At 58.6% G+C, this 16,597-nt stretch carries 18 protein-coding genes; 8 read left to right on the plus strand and 10 right to left on the minus strand.

From position 1 onward, the window contains the following. Positions 1-200 precede the first annotated feature (200 nt). Genes ACEN84_RS01775 through ACEN84_RS01785 form a run of 3 tightly spaced genes read right to left on the minus strand, consistent with a single transcriptional unit; the run spans position 201 to position 5,645 of the window. Positions 201-3,464 carry an error-prone DNA polymerase gene (locus ACEN84_RS01775; protein WP_413708956.1) on the minus strand — a complete coding sequence of 1,088 codons (3,264 nt, stop codon included), beginning with the start codon at positions 3,462-3,464 and terminating at the stop codon, positions 201-203. After that, positions 3,461-4,972, minus strand: a complete 1,512-nt coding sequence (locus ACEN84_RS01780; RefSeq protein WP_413708957.1) for a Y-family DNA polymerase — start codon at positions 4,970-4,972, stop codon at positions 3,461-3,463. The genes ACEN84_RS01775 and ACEN84_RS01780 overlap by 4 nt, the downstream gene beginning before the upstream one ends. After that, positions 4,893-5,645 carry an ImuA family protein gene (locus ACEN84_RS01785; RefSeq protein WP_148194866.1) on the minus strand — a complete coding sequence of 251 codons (753 nt, stop codon included), beginning with the start codon at positions 5,643-5,645 and terminating at the stop codon, positions 4,893-4,895. The genes ACEN84_RS01780 and ACEN84_RS01785 overlap by 80 nt, the downstream gene beginning before the upstream one ends. Before the next feature lie 604 nt (positions 5,646-6,249). Between ACEN84_RS01785 and ACEN84_RS01790 the strand changes: the two genes are divergently transcribed. From ACEN84_RS01790 to ACEN84_RS01810, 5 genes are all read left to right on the plus strand, one after another. Then, positions 6,250-6,942: a hypothetical protein gene (locus ACEN84_RS01790; protein ID WP_203431541.1), complete on the plus strand. Its 693-nt coding sequence runs from the start codon at positions 6,250-6,252 to the stop codon at positions 6,940-6,942. A 26-nt stretch (positions 6,943-6,968) separates the two neighbouring features. Next, positions 6,969-7,589, plus strand: a complete 621-nt coding sequence (locus tag ACEN84_RS01795) for a GXWXG domain-containing protein (RefSeq protein ID WP_413708958.1) — start codon at positions 6,969-6,971, stop codon at positions 7,587-7,589. 149 nt (positions 7,590-7,738) lie between these two features. Further along, positions 7,739-7,882, plus strand: coding sequence for a hypothetical protein (locus ACEN84_RS01800; RefSeq protein ID WP_413708959.1), 144 nt, complete (start codon positions 7,739-7,741; stop codon positions 7,880-7,882). A 403-nt stretch (positions 7,883-8,285) separates the two neighbouring features. After that, positions 8,286-8,480: a hypothetical protein gene (locus ACEN84_RS01805; RefSeq protein WP_148194868.1), complete on the plus strand. Its 195-nt coding sequence runs from the start codon at positions 8,286-8,288 to the stop codon at positions 8,478-8,480. A gap of 439 nt (positions 8,481-8,919) precedes the next feature. Beyond that, complete coding sequence (locus ACEN84_RS01810) at positions 8,920-9,435, plus strand: acyloxyacyl hydrolase (RefSeq protein ID WP_413709015.1); 516 nt, start codon at positions 8,920-8,922, stop codon at positions 9,433-9,435. A gap of 212 nt (positions 9,436-9,647) precedes the next feature. Here ACEN84_RS01810 and ACEN84_RS01815 read toward each other — a convergent pair whose 3' ends face one another. From ACEN84_RS01815 to ACEN84_RS01830, 4 genes are all read right to left on the minus strand, one after another. Next, positions 9,648-9,944 (minus strand): DUF2934 domain-containing protein, encoded by a 297-nt coding sequence (locus ACEN84_RS01815; protein WP_203431539.1) that lies wholly within the window; start codon positions 9,942-9,944, stop codon positions 9,648-9,650. 113 nt (positions 9,945-10,057) lie between these two features. Next, a complete protein-coding gene (locus ACEN84_RS01820; protein ID WP_354541175.1) occupies positions 10,058-11,248 on the minus strand; it encodes a low temperature requirement protein A in 1,191 nt (396 codons plus the stop codon). Positions 11,249-11,262: 14 nt separating this feature from the next. Next, positions 11,263-11,661: a hypothetical protein gene (locus ACEN84_RS01825; RefSeq protein WP_413708960.1), complete on the minus strand. Its 399-nt coding sequence runs from the start codon at positions 11,659-11,661 to the stop codon at positions 11,263-11,265. Between the two features lie 11 nt (positions 11,662-11,672). Continuing rightward, the gene (locus ACEN84_RS01830; RefSeq protein ID WP_148194871.1) at positions 11,673-12,539 is read right to left on the minus strand and encodes a TIGR02587 family membrane protein; all 867 of its coding nucleotides are present in this window, start codon (positions 12,537-12,539) and stop codon (positions 11,673-11,675) included. 721 nt (positions 12,540-13,260) lie between these two features. On the opposite strand from ACEN84_RS01830, the gene ACEN84_RS01835 reads away from it, so the two are divergent. The 3 genes from ACEN84_RS01835 (at position 13,261) to ACEN84_RS01845 (ending at position 14,405) form a co-directional block, all read left to right on the plus strand. Then, positions 13,261-13,464 carry a cold-shock protein gene (locus ACEN84_RS01835; RefSeq protein ID WP_130284340.1) on the plus strand — a complete coding sequence of 68 codons (204 nt, stop codon included), beginning with the start codon at positions 13,261-13,263 and terminating at the stop codon, positions 13,462-13,464. Between the two features lie 181 nt (positions 13,465-13,645). Then, positions 13,646-14,098, plus strand: coding sequence for a hypothetical protein (locus tag ACEN84_RS01840; RefSeq protein ID WP_413708961.1), 453 nt, complete (start codon positions 13,646-13,648; stop codon positions 14,096-14,098). A 52-nt stretch (positions 14,099-14,150) separates the two neighbouring features. Next, on the plus strand, positions 14,151-14,405 hold the full coding sequence (locus tag ACEN84_RS01845; RefSeq protein ID WP_413708962.1) for a hypothetical protein: 255 nt from the start codon (positions 14,151-14,153) through the stop codon (positions 14,403-14,405). 164 nt (positions 14,406-14,569) lie between these two features. Here the strand turns inward: ACEN84_RS01845 and ACEN84_RS01850 are convergent, their stop codons facing one another. The 3 genes from ACEN84_RS01850 to ACEN84_RS01860 all read right to left on the minus strand — a co-directional run bounded on the left by ACEN84_RS01850 (position 14,570) and on the right by ACEN84_RS01860 (position 16,438). Next, complete coding sequence (locus ACEN84_RS01850; protein WP_413709016.1) at positions 14,570-15,601, minus strand: YihY/virulence factor BrkB family protein; 1,032 nt, start codon at positions 15,599-15,601, stop codon at positions 14,570-14,572. A gap of 110 nt (positions 15,602-15,711) precedes the next feature. Next, positions 15,712-15,939, minus strand: coding sequence for a hypothetical protein (locus tag ACEN84_RS01855; protein WP_413708963.1), 228 nt, complete (start codon positions 15,937-15,939; stop codon positions 15,712-15,714). Between the two features lie 178 nt (positions 15,940-16,117). After that, a complete protein-coding gene (locus ACEN84_RS01860) occupies positions 16,118-16,438 on the minus strand; it encodes a hypothetical protein (protein WP_112720381.1) in 321 nt (106 codons plus the stop codon). Between the last annotated feature and the right edge of the window lie 159 nt (positions 16,439-16,597).

Below are 16,597 nucleotides of genomic sequence, written 5' to 3' on the forward strand. Positions count from 1 at the left end.
CGACGCCGTCACCATTGACCCGTCATCGGCGGCCCTGGCATCGCTACACCCGCCAGCTCGAGTGCATGGTTATCAGTTTGCCGGGCCAGGCTCGATGAGGGACTGTCGTCTTTGGACATGATCCGGTCGGCGAGCTTTCGTCAACCGGCTCATGTTTTTCGGCTTTCCTCACAGCAAACGGGCGCCGCCCGACCTGGATATCACTGAAAATTCCGGCTCTTTACCTTCAGCGTATCGATATGCAGATCCGGAATAAAGATATCTCTTGGCCTGACGGACGGCCTGCGATCCCGTGAATCCGGACTTCCAGGAGATCCGTGGGCGAACTCATCACCCCTGCCCGTCGGCAGCTTGAAGTCGAGATCGCGGTCAGCAAGCCCTGTCAGATCGTCGGAGAGATCGAATAGTTGCTGGGCGACAAGATGGACGACGTCACCTTCGCGCTGAATCCTGCCGTTGATCGCCATCATCGACGATCCCAGCACCACCCGACGCCGCTTCTCGAATAGCGACGGCCAGACGACGACATTGGCAGGGCCGGTTTCGTCTTCGATAGTGATGAACATGACGCCCTTTGCGCTGCCCGGCTTCTGGCGGACAAGAACAAGGCCGGCGCTCATCAGCCATCGACCGTCGCGGGCGCTCATGGCGTCCGAACAGGTGACGATGTTTCGCCTCGCGAGATCGGCCCTCAGGAAGGAGATCGGGTGGTCACGGAGTGTCAGGCCGACATGGCCGTAGTCCTGAATGACATTATGCCCTTCAGTCATTTGGCGCAGATGGACGTCCGGTTCCTGTTGTTCGGCTATCACCGTTGCCTCGCGCTCGGCTGCTGCGGCAAACAACGGCAAGGGCTCGTCGCGTAGCGCCTTAATTGCCCAGAGCGCGTCGCGGCGTTCAAGCTTCATTGACGGCAGGAAGGCGTCCGCCTCAGCAAGTTGTTCAAGGGCTTCCGTTGGAACGTTCGAACGTCGCCACAAGTCATCGACACTTTCGAATACCCGGTTCATGCGGGCAGCAACAATGCGTGCCGCGTCGGCGACGGCCAACCCCTTGACCATTCGCATGCCAAGTCTGACCGCATGCCGGCCCGTATTGTTTTCGAGCTCCTCAAGCGTGCAGTCCCAGCGTGAGCGATTGATACAGACGGGCCTGACTTCCACGTTGTGATTTCGGGCGTCTCCGACGATTTGCGCAGGCGCGTAGAAGCCCATGGGCTGGGAGTTCAATAGCGCTGCACAGAAGATATCAGGGAAATGACACTTCACGTAGTTGGAAGCATAAGCGATCAGTGCGAACGACGCCGCGTGGCTTTCAGGGAAGCCATAGCTGCCGAAGCCTTCAAGCTGACTAAAGGTTTTCTCTGCGAATTCAGCTGAGTATCCGTTCTTGATCATGCCTGACACGAGCTTGTCCTTGAAGCGTGAGACGCCGCCCGTAAACTTGAAGGTCGCCATGGATTTTCGAAGCTGGTCGGCTTCGCCACCGGTGAAGCCGGCACAGACCATGGCGACCTTCATTGCCGACTCTTGAAACAGCGGGACGCCCAGCGTCTTGCCGAGGACGGCCTCCAGTTCCGGTGTCGGGTACTCGACCTTTTCCTTGCCTTCTCTCCTGCGGAGGTAAGGATGGACCATATCGCCCTGAATCGGGCCTGGCCGAACGATCGCTACCTGGACGACGAGGTCGTAGAAAGTCCTCGGCTTCATACGCGGCAGCATCGCCATTTGCGCGCGGCTCTCAATCTGGAAAGTCCCAAGCGTATCCGCCTCGCGTATCATTGCGTAGGTCGCGGCGTCCTCCTGCGGTATAGAAGCAAGATCCAGGGGTTGGTGTTTATGGTCGCGAATGAGATCGAAGGCCTTCTGCATGCAGGTGAGCATGCCGAGCGCCAGGACGTCGACTTTCATGAACCTCAAGGCTTCAACGTCGTCCTTATCCCATTCGATAATCTGACGATCGGCCATGCTTGCCGGTTCGATGGGAACGAGCTCGTCCAGGCGATCATGGGTGAGGACGAAACCGCCCGGGTGCTGGCCAAGATGACGCGGCGCTCCCATCAACTGTTGGGCGAGCTTGAGGGTCAAAGCCAGCCGGCGGTCCGCGGGATTGAGGTTCAGCTCCCGGATATTGCGATCGGGCACTTCCTCTGACCATGACCACATGCCCGAGGACAACGCCTTGATAACGTCTTCCGGCAAGCCCAGCGCCTTGCCCACATCACGGATCGCGCCCTTGGCCCGGTAGCGCGTGACCGTTGAGCAGAGCGCCGCCTTTTCCTTGCCGTAGGTCTTGTAGATCCACTGGATGACTTGTTCACGCCGCTCATGCTCGAAGTCGACATCGATATCGGGTGGCTCGTCGCGCTCCTTGGATACGAAGCGTTCGAAGAGGAGATCGTTGGTTTCAGGATCGATGCTTGTGACCCCGAGGATGTAGCAGATCGCCGAATTGGCGGCTGATCCCCGGCCCTGACACAGGATGCCCTGGCTCCGCGCGAATTTGACGATGCTGAACACCGTCAGGAAGTACGGCGCATAGCGCATCTCCTTGACGAGATCGAGTTCATGTCGGACGGCTCTAAGAACCTTTTGGGGCAAACCTTCCGGATATCGTTGGGGAATGCACTCCCTGACATAATGCTCTAACGACTGCTGGGCATCCATGCCGGGAACAATGGCCTCCTGCGGGTACTGGTACGTGAGCTCTTCGAGTGAGAACCTGCAGCGCTCGGCAATCTCCGTGGTCCTGGCCAAAGCTTCCGCATAGCGCGGAAAGAGGCGCTCCATTTCGTGTGGCGGCTTAAGGTATCGGTCGGCATGGCGTTCACGCTCGAAACCGAGCTCGTCAATGGTCGTGTTGTTCCGTATACAGGTGACCACGTCCTGCAATTGACGCCGCCCCGGTTTGTGAAACAGCACATCGTTTGTGACGACAGTGCGAACACGGTGCTTGGCCGCCATGTTGGCAATCTCGTGGAGCCGCATCTGGTCGTTCGGCCGACGTCGCAAGGTGAGCGAAACATAGGCTCGGTCGCCGAAGATTTCGGACATCTTCCTAAGGTGGAGCGCGCAAAGCTCGTCCGGCAGATCAGGAACCAAAATGCCGATGAGGCCATCGCTGTAGAGAGCGAGGTCGTCAAGTTGCAGGATACAATTGTCCTTGCCTCCCCTACCCTTGCCGAACGTGATCAGCCGGGTCAGCCGAGAGTAGGCCGCCCTGTCGGTCGGATAAACGAGAATGGACATTGCCTCTTGCAGGTCAAGACGGCAGCCGACCACCAGGCGAACACCCGTGGCCCGCGACGCCTCGAGCGCCCGGACGATGCCGGCCAGGGAGTTTCGATCGACAACGCCAAGCGCTTCGATGCCCAACTCCTTTGCCGTCGCAAACAATTCGTCGGCAGAAGAAGCGCCGCGCAGGAACGAGAAATGGGTGGTGACCTGGAGCTCGGCATATCTCATCCGAATATTCCATGCATGAACCATTTGCGATCTCCCGTCTCCGGATCGACGCCGTCACCGCTGCGGAATATCCAATATCGCTCTCCCATCTCGTTCTCCACCACGTAGTAATCCCGCACGGCCTCAAGCTCGCTCTCGCAGGTCCACCATTCGCCGAAGACACGCTCGGGACCGTCTGCCTTGCGCACATTATGCTGACGTCCCCTCCAGGTGATGCTGCGCGGTGGATAATCCGGCATGAGGGAAAGCGCCTTGATCTCGTCAGGCTGGTGAAGCAGCCGTATCGGCCGTCGCCAGTGGCCGTCCCAGGTCCCTCGGATATCATCCCCAGCATGCGCAATCCGTCTGACGCTGCGCTCCGGAACATCCGAGGCGACCGGAGCGATACGGTAAACGCGCTGACCGCGATTGCCCAGTATGTCGATCAAAGGCGCAATGTCTGCCGCCGCCTCCTCTACAAGCGACGACGTCTTCTGTTGCTCTTGGAGTGGTTCGGTCACGACCGCGATGAGCGTCAGCTTCTCGATACCGAAACCTGGCTCGATTTTCTCGGTGCGGTCCTTGAACAATTTCGTCAGCCAGGCCTCGTCGCGAGCGGGCTTGGCAGTTCCTGCCCTTATCGCCTGGAGGGTGCCGTCGGTCTTTTCGACGATCAGGTCTATTTTGCGAGCCCCCAGACCGCGACGTTGGAGCTCGCCGATCAGTTGCTGGATGAGCCGACCCACATACTTGTTGATCGTTTCGGCGGCTGCGATGGGTTCAGCGAAAGCGCGTGATACGTCGATCCGGTCGGCTTCGCGGATTGGTTCGATCGGTTCGGAGATCCGGCCGAACATCTGGTCGAGGCGCCGGCCGACTTCCGGGCCGAACCGCAGCGCGAGCGGCGCTCTGGCCGTCGCCGACAACTCGCCGATGGTCCGGAACCCGAGCGTCCCGAGATCGGCGACGATCTTGGGGGCAAGCCTTAGCAATGCAACAGGAAGCCTCGCCACCGCATGGAACAGTTCACCGCGGCCAACGATGACCGTTTCACGCCTGATCGATCGAGCACAGGCATGAGCAGCGCCCCAGGTGTCGGCGATTGCCACCCGTGCGTTAAGACCCTTGGCTTTGAACTGGCTTGCTACACGGCTGAGCATTTTCTGCTCGCCGCCTTGCAGATGATCGGCACCCTCGGTGTTCATGACGATACCGTCGTTGCCATCCACGGCGACGACGGGCGAGTAGATGGAAAGCGCCCATAACGCAATCCGTTTGAGAGCTAACTGGTCGCCAACAGGGTCGGCATCCACCAACTTCAGGTCGCGAAAGATCGCCTGCGCTTTGGCAGCCGGCATTCCAGGGGTTACTCCGGCCCTGCGCGCCGCGTCATCGGCGGCAGACACCCAACGTCTGGAACCCGACTTCGCGATAACCGCGATGGCCTGATCAAGCGGAATAGAGGGATCGGCTCTCCGAATCCGATCGGTCGCCAGATCGGGGAAGAATATCGATACGACCCTTGTCATCGCAGGCTCCGATTTCGAACTCAGCACACTCGCCCGCACGCGATCTCATTAATTCCAACAACCACCTTGGCCTGCCGACGCCCTGAACCGGGAGATCAACGCTTGGCAGGACGCTGATCCTCCAGCGCGTCGTTGCCGCTGTTGGCTGACCAAAGTCGTTGGCTTCGATCTGTCGTCGCCACCGCCTTACGGCCAGGGCAATCGTACCCTTTCGTTCTGCAGCCAACTGAAGCCGCCTTGAGGCAGTCATGGGAAGTCGAACGAGTTCGCCTACTACCGCTCCGAGACCACCATAGGCCAGGCATTCCTCCATACTGGCAAGGACATCTTCCTCCTTGTCTCCTTCGACAAAGACAACCCGGCCGGGATGCAGACCGGATTGTGCCAGAGCAGGCATGAACAGGTCCGGGCGGGTTAGGCACCATACCACCTGACCGGTGGTTCTAGCTGCGATACCAGCGGCGAACAAAGCTGCCGCCGCCCCGTCGACGGTCCCTGCCCCCCCACCCGCGAATTCATGCAGCGCGCCGCGCGCCAGACCACCGCCTGGCAAGGTCGCGTCGATCTCGGCTACACCGAACGGCAGCGAACCGGCACGTCTTGCGATCCCGCCTTCAAGGGCGGAAATGCGCTCTCGCAGGTCGGCGAGAACGTGCTCGCGGGCAACAGTCATCTGTCACGAATCCTTTCGAAATCGCGTTAAAACATCCGGCTTCATGCCGTGAAAAGTTGATTGTTCCCTTTTTGTTCCTTATCTTGACCGCCGTCAAGATCGCCGATTCCAGGAATCTATTCCTCGAACTGGGTGATAGAAAAGATAAGCGAGGTGAATCAATTCCATAGTGGAAGCTTTCAGCTTAAATGCCGTTATCGAAAAAATTCGCCGTCGGTGCCTTGCCTGTTGAAAACCATGCGGCTAGCTAGCTGCCGCGCGATGAGATGCCCTGCGCCTGGAGAAGAGATGGCCAGAAGACACCACAACCTGGCCGGTGGCGATGGCCCCAGGCTAAAGGACCTCCGTGACGCAGTTATCGTGCTAGAATGTAGGTTCTGTCATCGCAGCGATGGCTTCGAGCGAAAGAGTCTCGTCGCACAATTTGGCGCAGACGCATGTCTGGCAAAGCTGCGCCGTCGACTGGCGATGGGCTGCGAGCGAATGGTCGGTTCCGAAGGCGATCGCTGCCAGACACGGTTTGCAAATCTTGAGCCGTAGACCGCTGGAACATTCACCTTCGTTGCCCGTTGGCTCCCCTAGCAACCAACGGAGGAGCATTTCCATGACCAACGTCTATAACGAAGGCGCGCCGAGCTTCGCAAGCGGTCTAGCCAAGAGCACCCTGACTGCATTCTTCGACAGCCGCAGCGACGCCGAAACCGCCGTCGAAAAGTTGAGGTCTAAAGGCGTCGCAGACGTGCGGCTTATGCCGGGCTACGAAGCCGACGGCGAAGGAGCATCGTCTGCCGCGGAAAGTTCCGGCTTCTGGTCAAGGCTCGGGGACTGGTTCTTCCCGGACGAAGACCGCGACGTCTATGCCGAGGGGTTGCGCCGCGGCGGTTTTCTTGTCTCCGCTTCCGTCGATCAGTCGAATTACGACACGGCGCATGACATTCTCGACGACGCGGGTTCCATAGACCTCGATGAACGCGCCGACCTTTGGCGCACCGAAGGCTGGACGGCAGGCACTGGTTCCCAACAGGCAGCAGCGTCCAAGGAAGACGTCTTCCAGGCGGACGCGGCTGCAGGAAGCGCATCAGGACCTGGCCGTTACACGCGAAGCACCCAAGCGACATCACCGCGAGTGCGGGGATACGACCTGACAGAACTGTCCCCCGACGTGGTCGACGACGTCATCCCGACGGGTCATCAGCGCGACGTCTCCGAAGGGGATCGACCTGCCGGAGATCGGCCATCGCAGGATCAGTCTATTGACGACGTCCGGCAAAGCCAGATGCTTCCCGGCAGCCGCTGATCGACCGGCAATCACGGAAGCCGCGTATGATGCGCGGTTTCACCATGGTTGCCGGAATGAACCGCTTGCATTTGTCCGGAGCAAGGATGACCAACGACCAGCAATTGAAGACGATCGCCTGGTTCGGCTCGCTGCCGCCAGTATTGCCGACGGAGATGGTCGGCCTTTGGCAGGGCGAAGGCATTTCTTCCGGTCATCCCCTCGACGGCGTGCTCGAAAATCTGCAATGGTTCGGCAAAAGGTTTCATGCGGATTTTAGAGCCGACGCCCTCCTGTTCCAGTGGCAGACAGGCCGGCTTATTGCCCTGGAGCCGTCTTTTTTGCCTATCAAACTTGCCCTGCGCTTGGCGGCCGTCGGCCGGACATCTATCGCCCGGAACTGGTTTTCGTACGTGCAAAAGGCATGCCGCGCGCGGGGCACGACGGCGATGGTCGAACTGCGGAAACTCGATGGCGCGCAGACAGCGGCTATGGTCTACGACAGCCAGCCGATCGCCGACTACTTCAAACGGATCTGTGACGACCAGATCGCTGGAATGATGGCCGTCGAGGGCGACGCGCGCCGATACTTCTTCCGTCTCTGGCGCGTGGAGCCCCGAATTATCAGCGGCGGTGACCACAGTAAGGGTAGCCCGCGAAACGACTGAGCGCCTTTGTGTGGCTGCAGCACGAGCCTGGCGCCGGACGCTCGCTCCTGCCACGAGCGCCCAACCGCTCCTTGCCCGCATCATCCGAAAAGACAGCTGCCATATGGCCTAAGACCGTGAAATGATGCCGGGCGAACCGGAGGATGACGATGCTGGCGTTGACGATCTGCCTGCCGATTGCTTTTGCGATCGTGCTCCTCGCTGCTGTTGTTTTGCGGCTCATTCCAGCTGGGGAGAGGTCGAGGGCAGACGCGCCAGCAGCTATTCCCGTCGCATCGAAAAAGGTGGTTTGAAAGATAGGGATGTGCAGCGCTCTTGAACGCTGTGGCAGCATCAGGGCGACCTGATGACGGCAAGGCAGGGTCCGCGAAGCCGCCCGATCTCAAGTTCCTCGCTCTGCTCATGCTGCAGGAAAGATCTCCTTCATCATATCGCCGTCGATTGCAGCAAGATGCAGATATTTCAGGGCGAGGAAATTTTTCAAGATTGCGCCGTTGCCTGTGCCGCGTCTGATCGCAGGCGACCCAAGGTGCCCCAACCGGAACGCGGCTCGATCCTGCTTTACCAGCTATTGCAAACGACTTCGAAGACGAACGGCGCCGCTAAGCGTTCGAGGCCGGACAGACGATTGCAAGGACCACCACCAATCTGTATGTCGTAACCGCCTTTCGGATCCTGGGATGATGGGGGAGTTCCATGACGCTCCAAAATGATGACGACAGCGTCTACGAGGCGAGGGCGCGGAAAGCAGCGCGACGTATCGTACGCGATGAAGCGGTTCAGTTTGCGGCGTCTGCGGTTAACGGAGACGAGGCTGGCCTGGAAAACAACGCGCATGCTCTCGAGCAGGCAATCGTCGCCGCAATCATGGAAGGCGTCGGGAGGCGCTAGGTTTTTTTGCAACTTCGCACTAAGCCTTCAGTCTGAGGCGACGAACGGGCTGGAGCGCATCGGATGTTTCCGATCTGAGGCAGAAGCACCAGAATAATGACCAGCGCCTGAAGTTACCAGCAACCTGCATCTTTCGTCGCAGGAAGTGAAGCCCGATGTTGTTGAGACAGGGTGAACACCGCGGAGCGTTTTGACAAGCGATGGCTGCAACGAGGCACACAAGAAAAGCCCCGGCATTGACCGGGGCTGAAGTGAGGTTGCCGACTGAGGAACGTGCCAGCGCAGCTATAATGCAACGGTGGCGTTGCGGGTTCCACGATTGATGCCGATTGTCATCTTTCGTACAAAGTCGGAATGCCCTTTACGCCGTTGATTGAGGGCTGGCATGATCGACGTCGACGATTCGGGGCGCCCAATGAAAATTCTACACGCTGCAATAATGGCGACACTTGCTGCGGGCACACCGGCGCTTGCAGATGATGGTGTTTTTGACGAGTTACGATTCGGCGCATCTGCGTCCATCCAGGGCGGCGGCGAACATGAAGACGGAATTTTTCCCGAATTTACGCTGTTCTTCGACCCCTTTGGCCATGATCAATCGACGGGTCTGCAAAAGCTTGCTCGCCCTCGAATCCATCTGGGAACCTCCATCGGGACGTCAGGATCTGCAAGTCAGGTCTTCACCGGCTTTTCGTGGACAGCCGATTTTTCCGATAAACTGTTTGCAGAGGCGGGCTTCGGCGGCGTCATCCATACAGGCGACCTCGACAGCAACGACAACGGCCCAGCCCTTGGTTGCCGCCTGCTCTTCCATGAATACATAGGCGCGGGCTTCCGGTTCGACAGTCACTGGAATGTAATGGCACAGGTCGCCCATTCTTCTCACGCCAATCTCTGTGATGGCCCCAACAACGGAATGACACGCGCGGGACTTCAGCTTGGCTACAAGTTCTGAGGTCCCTGTGACCGCGCATAAGCAGCGTTAGCAAAGCAGCTCTTTGAAAAGCTTCGTGGTGACAGAGCAACTCGCTGGACGGCAGGACCTGCCGCCCTTCTTCGCCTGCGTGTTTTTAAGATCGCAGCATCATAGCGCAACCCATCAGTAAGCTTAGTGGCCGACAGGCACCCCTGGGTACGCTGGCTAGAATTGAACCGAGACCAACTGCCTCAGTGCGTCGTGACGCCCCGAGCCGGTTTGGCGCCGCCAGACACCACAGGCTGCGATGACGCAGCGCTTGCTGATGACTTTTCCTTTTTAATCTTCCCGGTCGTCGCCTTTTTGGCATCTGGCGAAGAGGTCGTCATTTTCGTGGCCCGAGCAGGCTTGAGGGTGCTGGGCTGCGCGTTCTCTGCAATTTCCTGGAAGGCCTGCATCCAATGCTTCAGATCGTCCCCGTGCGGACGGCCTTCACGCTCCCATATCTCATAGGCGCGCTGGCGAATCTGGTCTTCGTGCGTAGACATCGTTTAGTCCCCGTTGTGGTGTGCTGAGCCGTAAGATGGGCCCAATCGAACGAATGGCAATAGCCGGTTCCAGATGGCTATAACCAGGAGATCACATGCCGTCAGACATGAGGCTATCGCTCGGGCCGATGTGACTGCGGTCGGCGACGCGCGGCATATTCGAATATGGCGGCGCAAAGCAATGCTGCCGTTGCTGCGATATTCAGAAAATAAAGCGGGACCAGCAGTGCAACGATACTGATTGCCAAGAGGCCAGCGAGACCAGCAAGGTGAGAAAAGGGAAACCGCTCGGCGGCCGCGAGCTTCAGCCAGATGTTCCCGCACAGAAAGAGCACGGGGCCCCCGATGATCGCGCAGGCACTTTTCCAGTCCCCCTGTTCCTCTGGATGCGAAAGCGCAAAGTCTTCGCCAACTGCTGTCAGGATTATGCCTGCGACGATCGGAAGGTGTCCGTAAGTGAACAAACTATGCGCGACCGCCTCAGGCTCGTTGGTTTCCTCCGCCTTCTCTGCCGCCTCCTCCTGGCCGCGGTGGAAGTAAATCCACCACATAGCGACGGTGCTTAGGAATGCGCCGCAGAAAACCATGAACGTCAGATCTGGCCCCATATGCTCGACGGCATTGCGACCCGTGGTCAGGATCGTCTCTCCGAGACAAATGATGACAAAGAGTGCGCAGCGCTCAGCCAGATGTTCTCCGTTGAGGTTCAAGGTCTCTTTGTCGGCTCTGCCAAGCCCCGGAAAAGGAAAGCGCAGGAGCGGCACGCCATATTCGATCGCAAGGGCCAAGCCCCAGACTGCCAGACGCCACTCTGTGGATGCAAATGCGCCAGCCACCCAGAGCGTGCCGGCTATGCAGGCCCAGAACGTGATCCGACCGAAGGTCGAGGCGGATTTCGGATCGTGACTGCCAAACGCAACCCAGGCAAACAGCGATCGGCCGACCTGCATCAAAGCGTAGATGGCAGCAAAGGGCAACGCATGATCGCCAAAGGCTTCGGGAAGCGCGATCGCCATTAGGATGGCTGCGAACATCAGGGCAAAAAGCAGATAGCGGACCGGCTCACTATCGGTGTTGAGGAGATTGGTCACCCAGGTCGTGTTGATCCAGAGCCACCAGATCGCCAAGATGAGCAGCAGGGCCTCACCAACAGCGGTGGACGTAAAATCCTCTGCAAGTGTATGAGAAAGCTGGATCAGGCCGAAGACAAAGACGAGATCAAAAAAAAGCTCCGGAAAGCTGGCTTTCGACTTTTTCGCCTCCCTGTCACGCAGCCAGCGCATCGGTTGCTTCTTCTTGCTCATCGGCACTCCATTGCTCATGGGTCTGCATAGCCGGCCGCGCGGACCGACAGGTCGCCGGCAGCAGGATCGGCGGAGAAAATCAGCGCCCCCTCGCCCGACGAGTTTGCCGGGACATAGTCGAGCGTCGTTTCGGCCGTCTCTGTTATTCCATCAGGGCGGCGCCATTCGCCACGCACGAGCACGGCCGCAGCTGTGGTATCGGCGATGTTTGTGATTTTGAACCGCACCTGTCCCTTGGGGATAGCGTCAGTGGGCGCAAGTCGGGAGACCACAAAGTCCGGTGGGGATCCAGAGTTCGTTGCCGCTTCATAGCCAACGATGGCGATAAGAATTACAACGAGAAGGCTGCTGGCAACGCCGAGCGCCCATTCAACCGGGTGCGGTTTCGCTGATGGTGTTTTCTTTCGTGCCACTTTTCGTCGTCCTACAAAATCAGGCGTGCGGCCGCTGCACCGATGGAGCACGGAAGCCCAAGGACCACCACGGCCGGGAGAATCGCCGATGCAGATGTTCCGCTGAAGCGTTCGAATATCCAGAGGCAAAAGGCGCTGACCAACAGCGCGATGACATATCCCGGCAATGTGAACCGAACCACGATGTGCCAGGCGGGCACCTTGTCGCCGATCTCATGGCCCCCCTTGAACGAGACAGCGTAGACAAAACCATGCATGACCGCCAGTGAGATGACAATGACGCAAAGAACATGCCATGGGCTCATTTTGAAGGACAGGAGGATCATTTCCTCGGTCGGAGCGACATTCAGGCCGAGAAACAAGGCCCCGAGCGCCATCAAGAACATCTCGCCGCTATAGTCGGCGGGGCCTTCCTGCACCGGATCACCTTCATCGCCTTTGGCACTCTCGTCGCCATTGAGCTGACTTCGGCCCAACAGAGCGCCGATACTGGCTGGTACCGCCTGGAGGGCGATCTTTCCGACAATCTCATAGACAGGCTGGCCAGCCTTAAGCACGCCGACAGCGAGAAGGATCGCCACCGACGACACGATACCAATGGCAAAAGCGATCGCTGCATCACGGCTCGCATCGCGCCACGTCGACGTCTGTTCGAACCCGACGCGGTCCGAAAGGAGGATAAGAAGCGGGACGTTCACAATCAGAAGGAGCAGCAGACGCCAGCGATCCATGTAGAAACCCAGTTCCCACATCTCCATGGTCATGAACATCGGCAGAGCAAAGATCAATGCCCCGGCAAAACCTCGTCCAAGGCCTGCGGTAAACGCCTTGCCATCCCATTCACCGCTTGTTTGCGCTTCCGTCTTCGCTACCGCCATTTTCCTAGAGGTAGGAGGCCAATCGATTTTGGCGAGGAGCAAACCTTAACTCTTCGCATGGATTGACTGCAGGATTGTCATCGCCCTCGCTCCAATTCGCAAGACGCAACCGACGAGCTCAGCGATCTGATCCAAGTCTTGGCCGTCGTCTCGGCCCGGATCTGGGCCACCCCTCGGTCGAACCGTGCCCGACGCTCTTCAGAGATAGCTTCGATGCCCCGTGACACCGCGTCTCTTGAGCCTCGACTCGGCCGCACTGTACAGGCGAGTGAGAGGCCATGCGCGCATTCCGATGGTGAGAAAATAAACACTGCCCTGTAGAGGGTCCCGCCTATGGTAATTGCACCAGACAATGTTGTTCTCTGGGACATCGGTGGATATGTCCGCAGAGCATTGCGCCCAATACTCAGTCACGCTGAACCCTAGATCGCCGAAGTTCGGTTCATTGGAAAAGCTCGGGGCATCTGAAGCATCTTCAGCGCTGGCCCAAATCACAGATAGTGCGATCTACCCGGGAAGGCACGGCCTGCATCAAGATCGAAACTCGTCGTTTGCTTCCCCTCTCGCCACGCGTGCCCGCTCTTCGTCCAACCGATCAAGCCAGCTAAGACACAATTGGGTTCCTTCCTCTTTCATTGTGTCACTTGCAAAAAGGCAGTTGTGCCCACCCGGTTGCCTGCCTAAAGTGAATACGTCTGGACCGACATATTCCGAGGAAAAAATGGCAACAGGAACAGTGAAGTTTTTTAACCAGGACAAGGGCTTCGGCTTCATCACCCCGGACGCCGGCGGACCGGATGTCTTTGTCCATGTCAGCGGGCTCAGCGGTCAGGGATCGATCAAGGATGGCGACAAAGTCACTTACGACGTCGGTCAGGACCGTAAGACCGGCAAATCCAAGGCCGAAAATGTCAGACTGGGCTGACTGCTCCTGCCCCGGCCGCGCAGGTGGCCGGGGATCGACGGCTGCATCGTAAGCGGCCCTCGTTCGGCGAAGGTAGATGGCATCCCAGCCGTAGACAATTTCTTCGATCGGAGCGCCGTATGGCGGAACCGCCGACCTTCGCGGTCGTTAGGTTTAACGCGAAAACGGAGGTTCCTACATCATGTCGAACGTCTCGAGGACCGGTAATACCGAAGAGATCAACACCGCGACCAGCCAGGTCGAGTTTGGAAGCTCTGTCGAGAGCAAGGCTCAGATCAAGGACGCGACCGCTGCCGGCGCCGATCTGAGCGCGGAACCTCTTTCCATCTATCGCCTGGAGCCGATTGCGGGTCCAGGCGATCCGAGATGGGCGAACGCACCGGGTCATGGTGTGGTTGTTGTGGCAGCGCGCACCTCCGGTGACGCGCGGATCGTCGCCGCCAGCCGCGAACTTGATTACATGGAGATCGATTCTGCGCCTGCAGAAGACGTCACGACAGCAAATGCCAGCTCCTTCCGCGACGATAAGCTCTACACCGTGATTGAGATCGCTCACGGCCGCACCGACGTGAAGCGCGGTGTTCTGGACGGCCAGATCAGCGTCGACACCATTCGACCAACGCAACGCGACTGATTACGAGGATGCTTTTTACGGCCTTGCACTGTCGTTGAACGGCAGGCCCCGCATGCGCCACTCGTCGCGCAAGACCCTCTCAAGATCATCGAGCGCGAACTCATCGAAATTTACCCATAACTGCACCTGCGGCGGCATCGGCGAGGGCGTCGACTGCAGGGTTCAGGTCCAAATTTCCGTTCATAGCGCCGCAGCGGAAACAGGATCGACGAGCGCGCACGCGTTCATCTCTTCGTTCCGCTGGCTGTACAGCGGCAGGGGCAATCGAGCTGCTAACAGCCTGCTCCTGCGCTTCGACGAAACGTGAGACATCGCCCAGGCGGCGCTCTGCTCCATCGCATACCGAACCCCAGTTTCCTTGCGGAACGTCGCTAAAGATTCTAAAGATCTGGCCTAGGGTCGAAACGTCGCTATTCGCACGCTCCCCGTCGATCTTGAGGCCGTGTCGATCGCCCAGCTTAACCATGAAGCTTAGCCAGACTGACCAGAGGTCTTTCCGAGGCTGTCGGCGACGAAGGCACCGCGCACTCCCATTGGAAGCGGAGCGCCAGTTGTCGTGTCTCTCGCCGTCTGATGTTCGAGCTCGGCATTAAGCTCGGCGCCAACGATCAGAATCGTGACAGAAAGCCAGGTCCAGACCAGCAGGCCGATTAGCGCGCCAAGCGCCCCGTATGTCGCCTTGTAGTCTGCGAACCGGTCGAGATAGAGGGAAAAGCAGAGCGACATTGCCACGCAGGCGATCGTCGTCATCGCAGCACCCCAGGTCATCCAGCGCACCCTGGCGGGTTCACGGCTTGGGCCAAAGCGGTAAAGGGCCATGATGCCGCAAAAGAAGATCGCAAGCAGAACCGGCCAGCGTATCATCAGCACGATCTCTTCGGGCACCTCTCCCAGCCACACGTAGGAGAGGACGATCGGCAATCCCGCGACCAGCCCGATCATTGCAATGACTACGATCGTAGCGCCAAGCGTAAACGCGAGGCCGGTCAGGTTGCGCCACAGGAAGGTCCGTTTTTCGTCTTCCTCATAGGCGACGTTCATCGCATCAAAAAGCGCTAACGTTCCATTGTGGGCGCTCCACAAAGCGATCGCGAAGCCCGCAAAGAAGGCAATGCCGAGCGATCCGTTCGGCTTTTTCGAAAGCTCCTGGATCTGGTCTGCGACAATGTTGAAGGCACCTGGCGGGAGAAGAACGGCGAGCTCCCGGATATGTTGGGCCATCGTCGCTCGATCCGCCGCAAGCCCGTAAAGTGCGACGACCGCGCCAAGGGCGGGAAAGAGTGCCAGAAACAGATAAAAAGTGACGCCAGCGGCGATCAGGCTGACCCTGTCCCTCGAGACTTCCTCGTAGACGCGCCAGAAAACATCGACTAATCCCCGGGCGGGTATCGCCTCAGGCCGTTCGGCATCCCTTCCATGAGGATCTTCGGTCGCGATATTGAGACACGGATCACCCCGGCTGCTGAGGCGAACTATGAGCCGCATCGCCGCTAAGGCCATCATCGCGCCGGCGAGAGGGACTAAATATCGTTTGATCGACAGGCCCAAGTTGATCGGCTCCGTATTCTTTCGCAAAGGAACGCTTGCTCGTCTTCAGCGCAACTTTACGAACGTTAGCCCGGCGCTGCCTCGCCACTTTTTTGAAGCTTGGCGAGGCCAATCTCCAATACCTGATCCATCTCGCGTTTCAGCGGACCGTCCGTTGTCTCGTATCGATCGATTCCCGGCGATGACATAACAACGAGATGCTGCAAGGGCGTTATTCGCTCATCGACGACAGCTGCTATCCCAGCTGACCAGGCTTCAGAAAAGAGTTCCGGTGTCAATTGATCACTACTCATCCAGGCCTCCAGGCGACGGGCGGGTTCCTTGTCTCCTCACAAACATTTGTGAAGCCAATCGGTTCCGGCTGGCGTTGCCGAACCCGCAAAGAGTGGACCTCCGGCAAAACATTCGAGGCTGTGCAAACAGCAAAAAGGCCGGAGATGATCCGGCCTCCCTGTCGTCAGTTACAATCTGTCAGTTGTTGTTTTCGCCGCAGGCCTGATCCTGTGGGGTCGCATCACCCTTGCCGGCCTGGGTCTGGAGAGCGCCCTTGGCGTTCGAGCCGTCCTTACACTTGGTCTGTTCGGTCGTGCTGTTGGTCATCGTCGAGTCTGTGCCCATCGGCTTCATGGTCTTGGTGCCGGATGAATCGCTGCTTCCAGCGCCGCCGCCGGCATCCTCGTTGGCGTTCTTATCGGTTGCCATGTGATTGGGAACCGGGTTGGACTGCGCGTAGGATACAGACGTTGCCATAGCGAGTGCGACGACGGATGCCGCAATAAGTTTGATACGCATTGGGAATTTCCTCCGTGGGAGTTTTCTGAGTTGGTAACCATTGCCAAACCTACGCAACGATGCCTGGTTCCACCGGCAGCAACAATAAATTCCCAAGTCCTACGGCAGTGCCTCACCCAGCCTTGTACTGGTTATCGTCAGAAGTTCTATCGCCGGCTT

This window comes from Rhizobium sp. Rhizsp82 (assembly GCF_047325115.1).
GTDB lineage: Bacteria > Pseudomonadota > Alphaproteobacteria > Rhizobiales > Rhizobiaceae > Rhizobium.

Excerpts from the sequence above, each read along its gene's own strand:
- ACEN84_RS01845 (WP_413708962.1), top strand. The coding sequence starts at position 14,151 with ATGCGCCACTCGTCGCGCAAGACCCTCTCAAGATCATCGAGCGCGAAC.
- ACEN84_RS01785 (WP_148194866.1), bottom strand. The coding sequence starts at position 5,645 with ATGACTGTTGCCCGCGAGCACGTTCTCGCCGACCTGCGAGAGCGCATT.
- ACEN84_RS01840 (WP_413708961.1), top strand. The coding sequence starts at position 13,646 with ATGTCGAACGTCTCGAGGACCGGTAATACCGAAGAGATCAACACCGCG.
- ACEN84_RS01800 (WP_413708959.1), top strand. The coding sequence starts at position 7,739 with ATGCTGGCGTTGACGATCTGCCTGCCGATTGCTTTTGCGATCGTGCTC.
- ACEN84_RS01810 (WP_413709015.1), top strand. The coding sequence starts at position 8,920 with ATGGCGACACTTGCTGCGGGCACACCGGCGCTTGCAGATGATGGTGTT.
- ACEN84_RS01830 (WP_148194871.1), bottom strand. The coding sequence starts at position 12,539 with ATGGCGGTAGCGAAGACGGAAGCGCAAACAAGCGGTGAATGGGATGGC.
- ACEN84_RS01820 (WP_354541175.1), bottom strand. The coding sequence starts at position 11,248 with ATGAGCAAGAAGAAGCAACCGATGCGCTGGCTGCGTGACAGGGAGGCG.
- ACEN84_RS01855 (WP_413708963.1), bottom strand. The coding sequence starts at position 15,939 with ATGAGTAGTGATCAATTGACACCGGAACTCTTTTCTGAAGCCTGGTCA.
- ACEN84_RS01835 (WP_130284340.1), top strand. The coding sequence starts at position 13,261 with ATGGCAACAGGAACAGTGAAGTTTTTTAACCAGGACAAGGGCTTCGGC.
- ACEN84_RS01860 (WP_112720381.1), bottom strand. The coding sequence starts at position 16,438 with ATGCGTATCAAACTTATTGCGGCATCCGTCGTCGCACTCGCTATGGCA.
- ACEN84_RS01780 (WP_413708957.1), bottom strand. The coding sequence starts at position 4,972 with ATGACAAGGGTCGTATCGATATTCTTCCCCGATCTGGCGACCGATCGG.
- ACEN84_RS01815 (WP_203431539.1), bottom strand. The coding sequence starts at position 9,944 with ATGTCTACGCACGAAGACCAGATTCGCCAGCGCGCCTATGAGATATGG.
- ACEN84_RS01775 (WP_413708956.1), bottom strand. The coding sequence starts at position 3,464 with ATGAGATATGCCGAGCTCCAGGTCACCACCCATTTCTCGTTCCTGCGC.
- ACEN84_RS01850 (WP_413709016.1), bottom strand. The coding sequence starts at position 15,601 with ATGATGGCCTTAGCGGCGATGCGGCTCATAGTTCGCCTCAGCAGCCGG.
- ACEN84_RS01795 (WP_413708958.1), top strand. The coding sequence starts at position 6,969 with ATGATGCGCGGTTTCACCATGGTTGCCGGAATGAACCGCTTGCATTTG.
- ACEN84_RS01805 (WP_148194868.1), top strand. The coding sequence starts at position 8,286 with ATGACGCTCCAAAATGATGACGACAGCGTCTACGAGGCGAGGGCGCGG.
- ACEN84_RS01790 (WP_203431541.1), top strand. The coding sequence starts at position 6,250 with ATGACCAACGTCTATAACGAAGGCGCGCCGAGCTTCGCAAGCGGTCTA.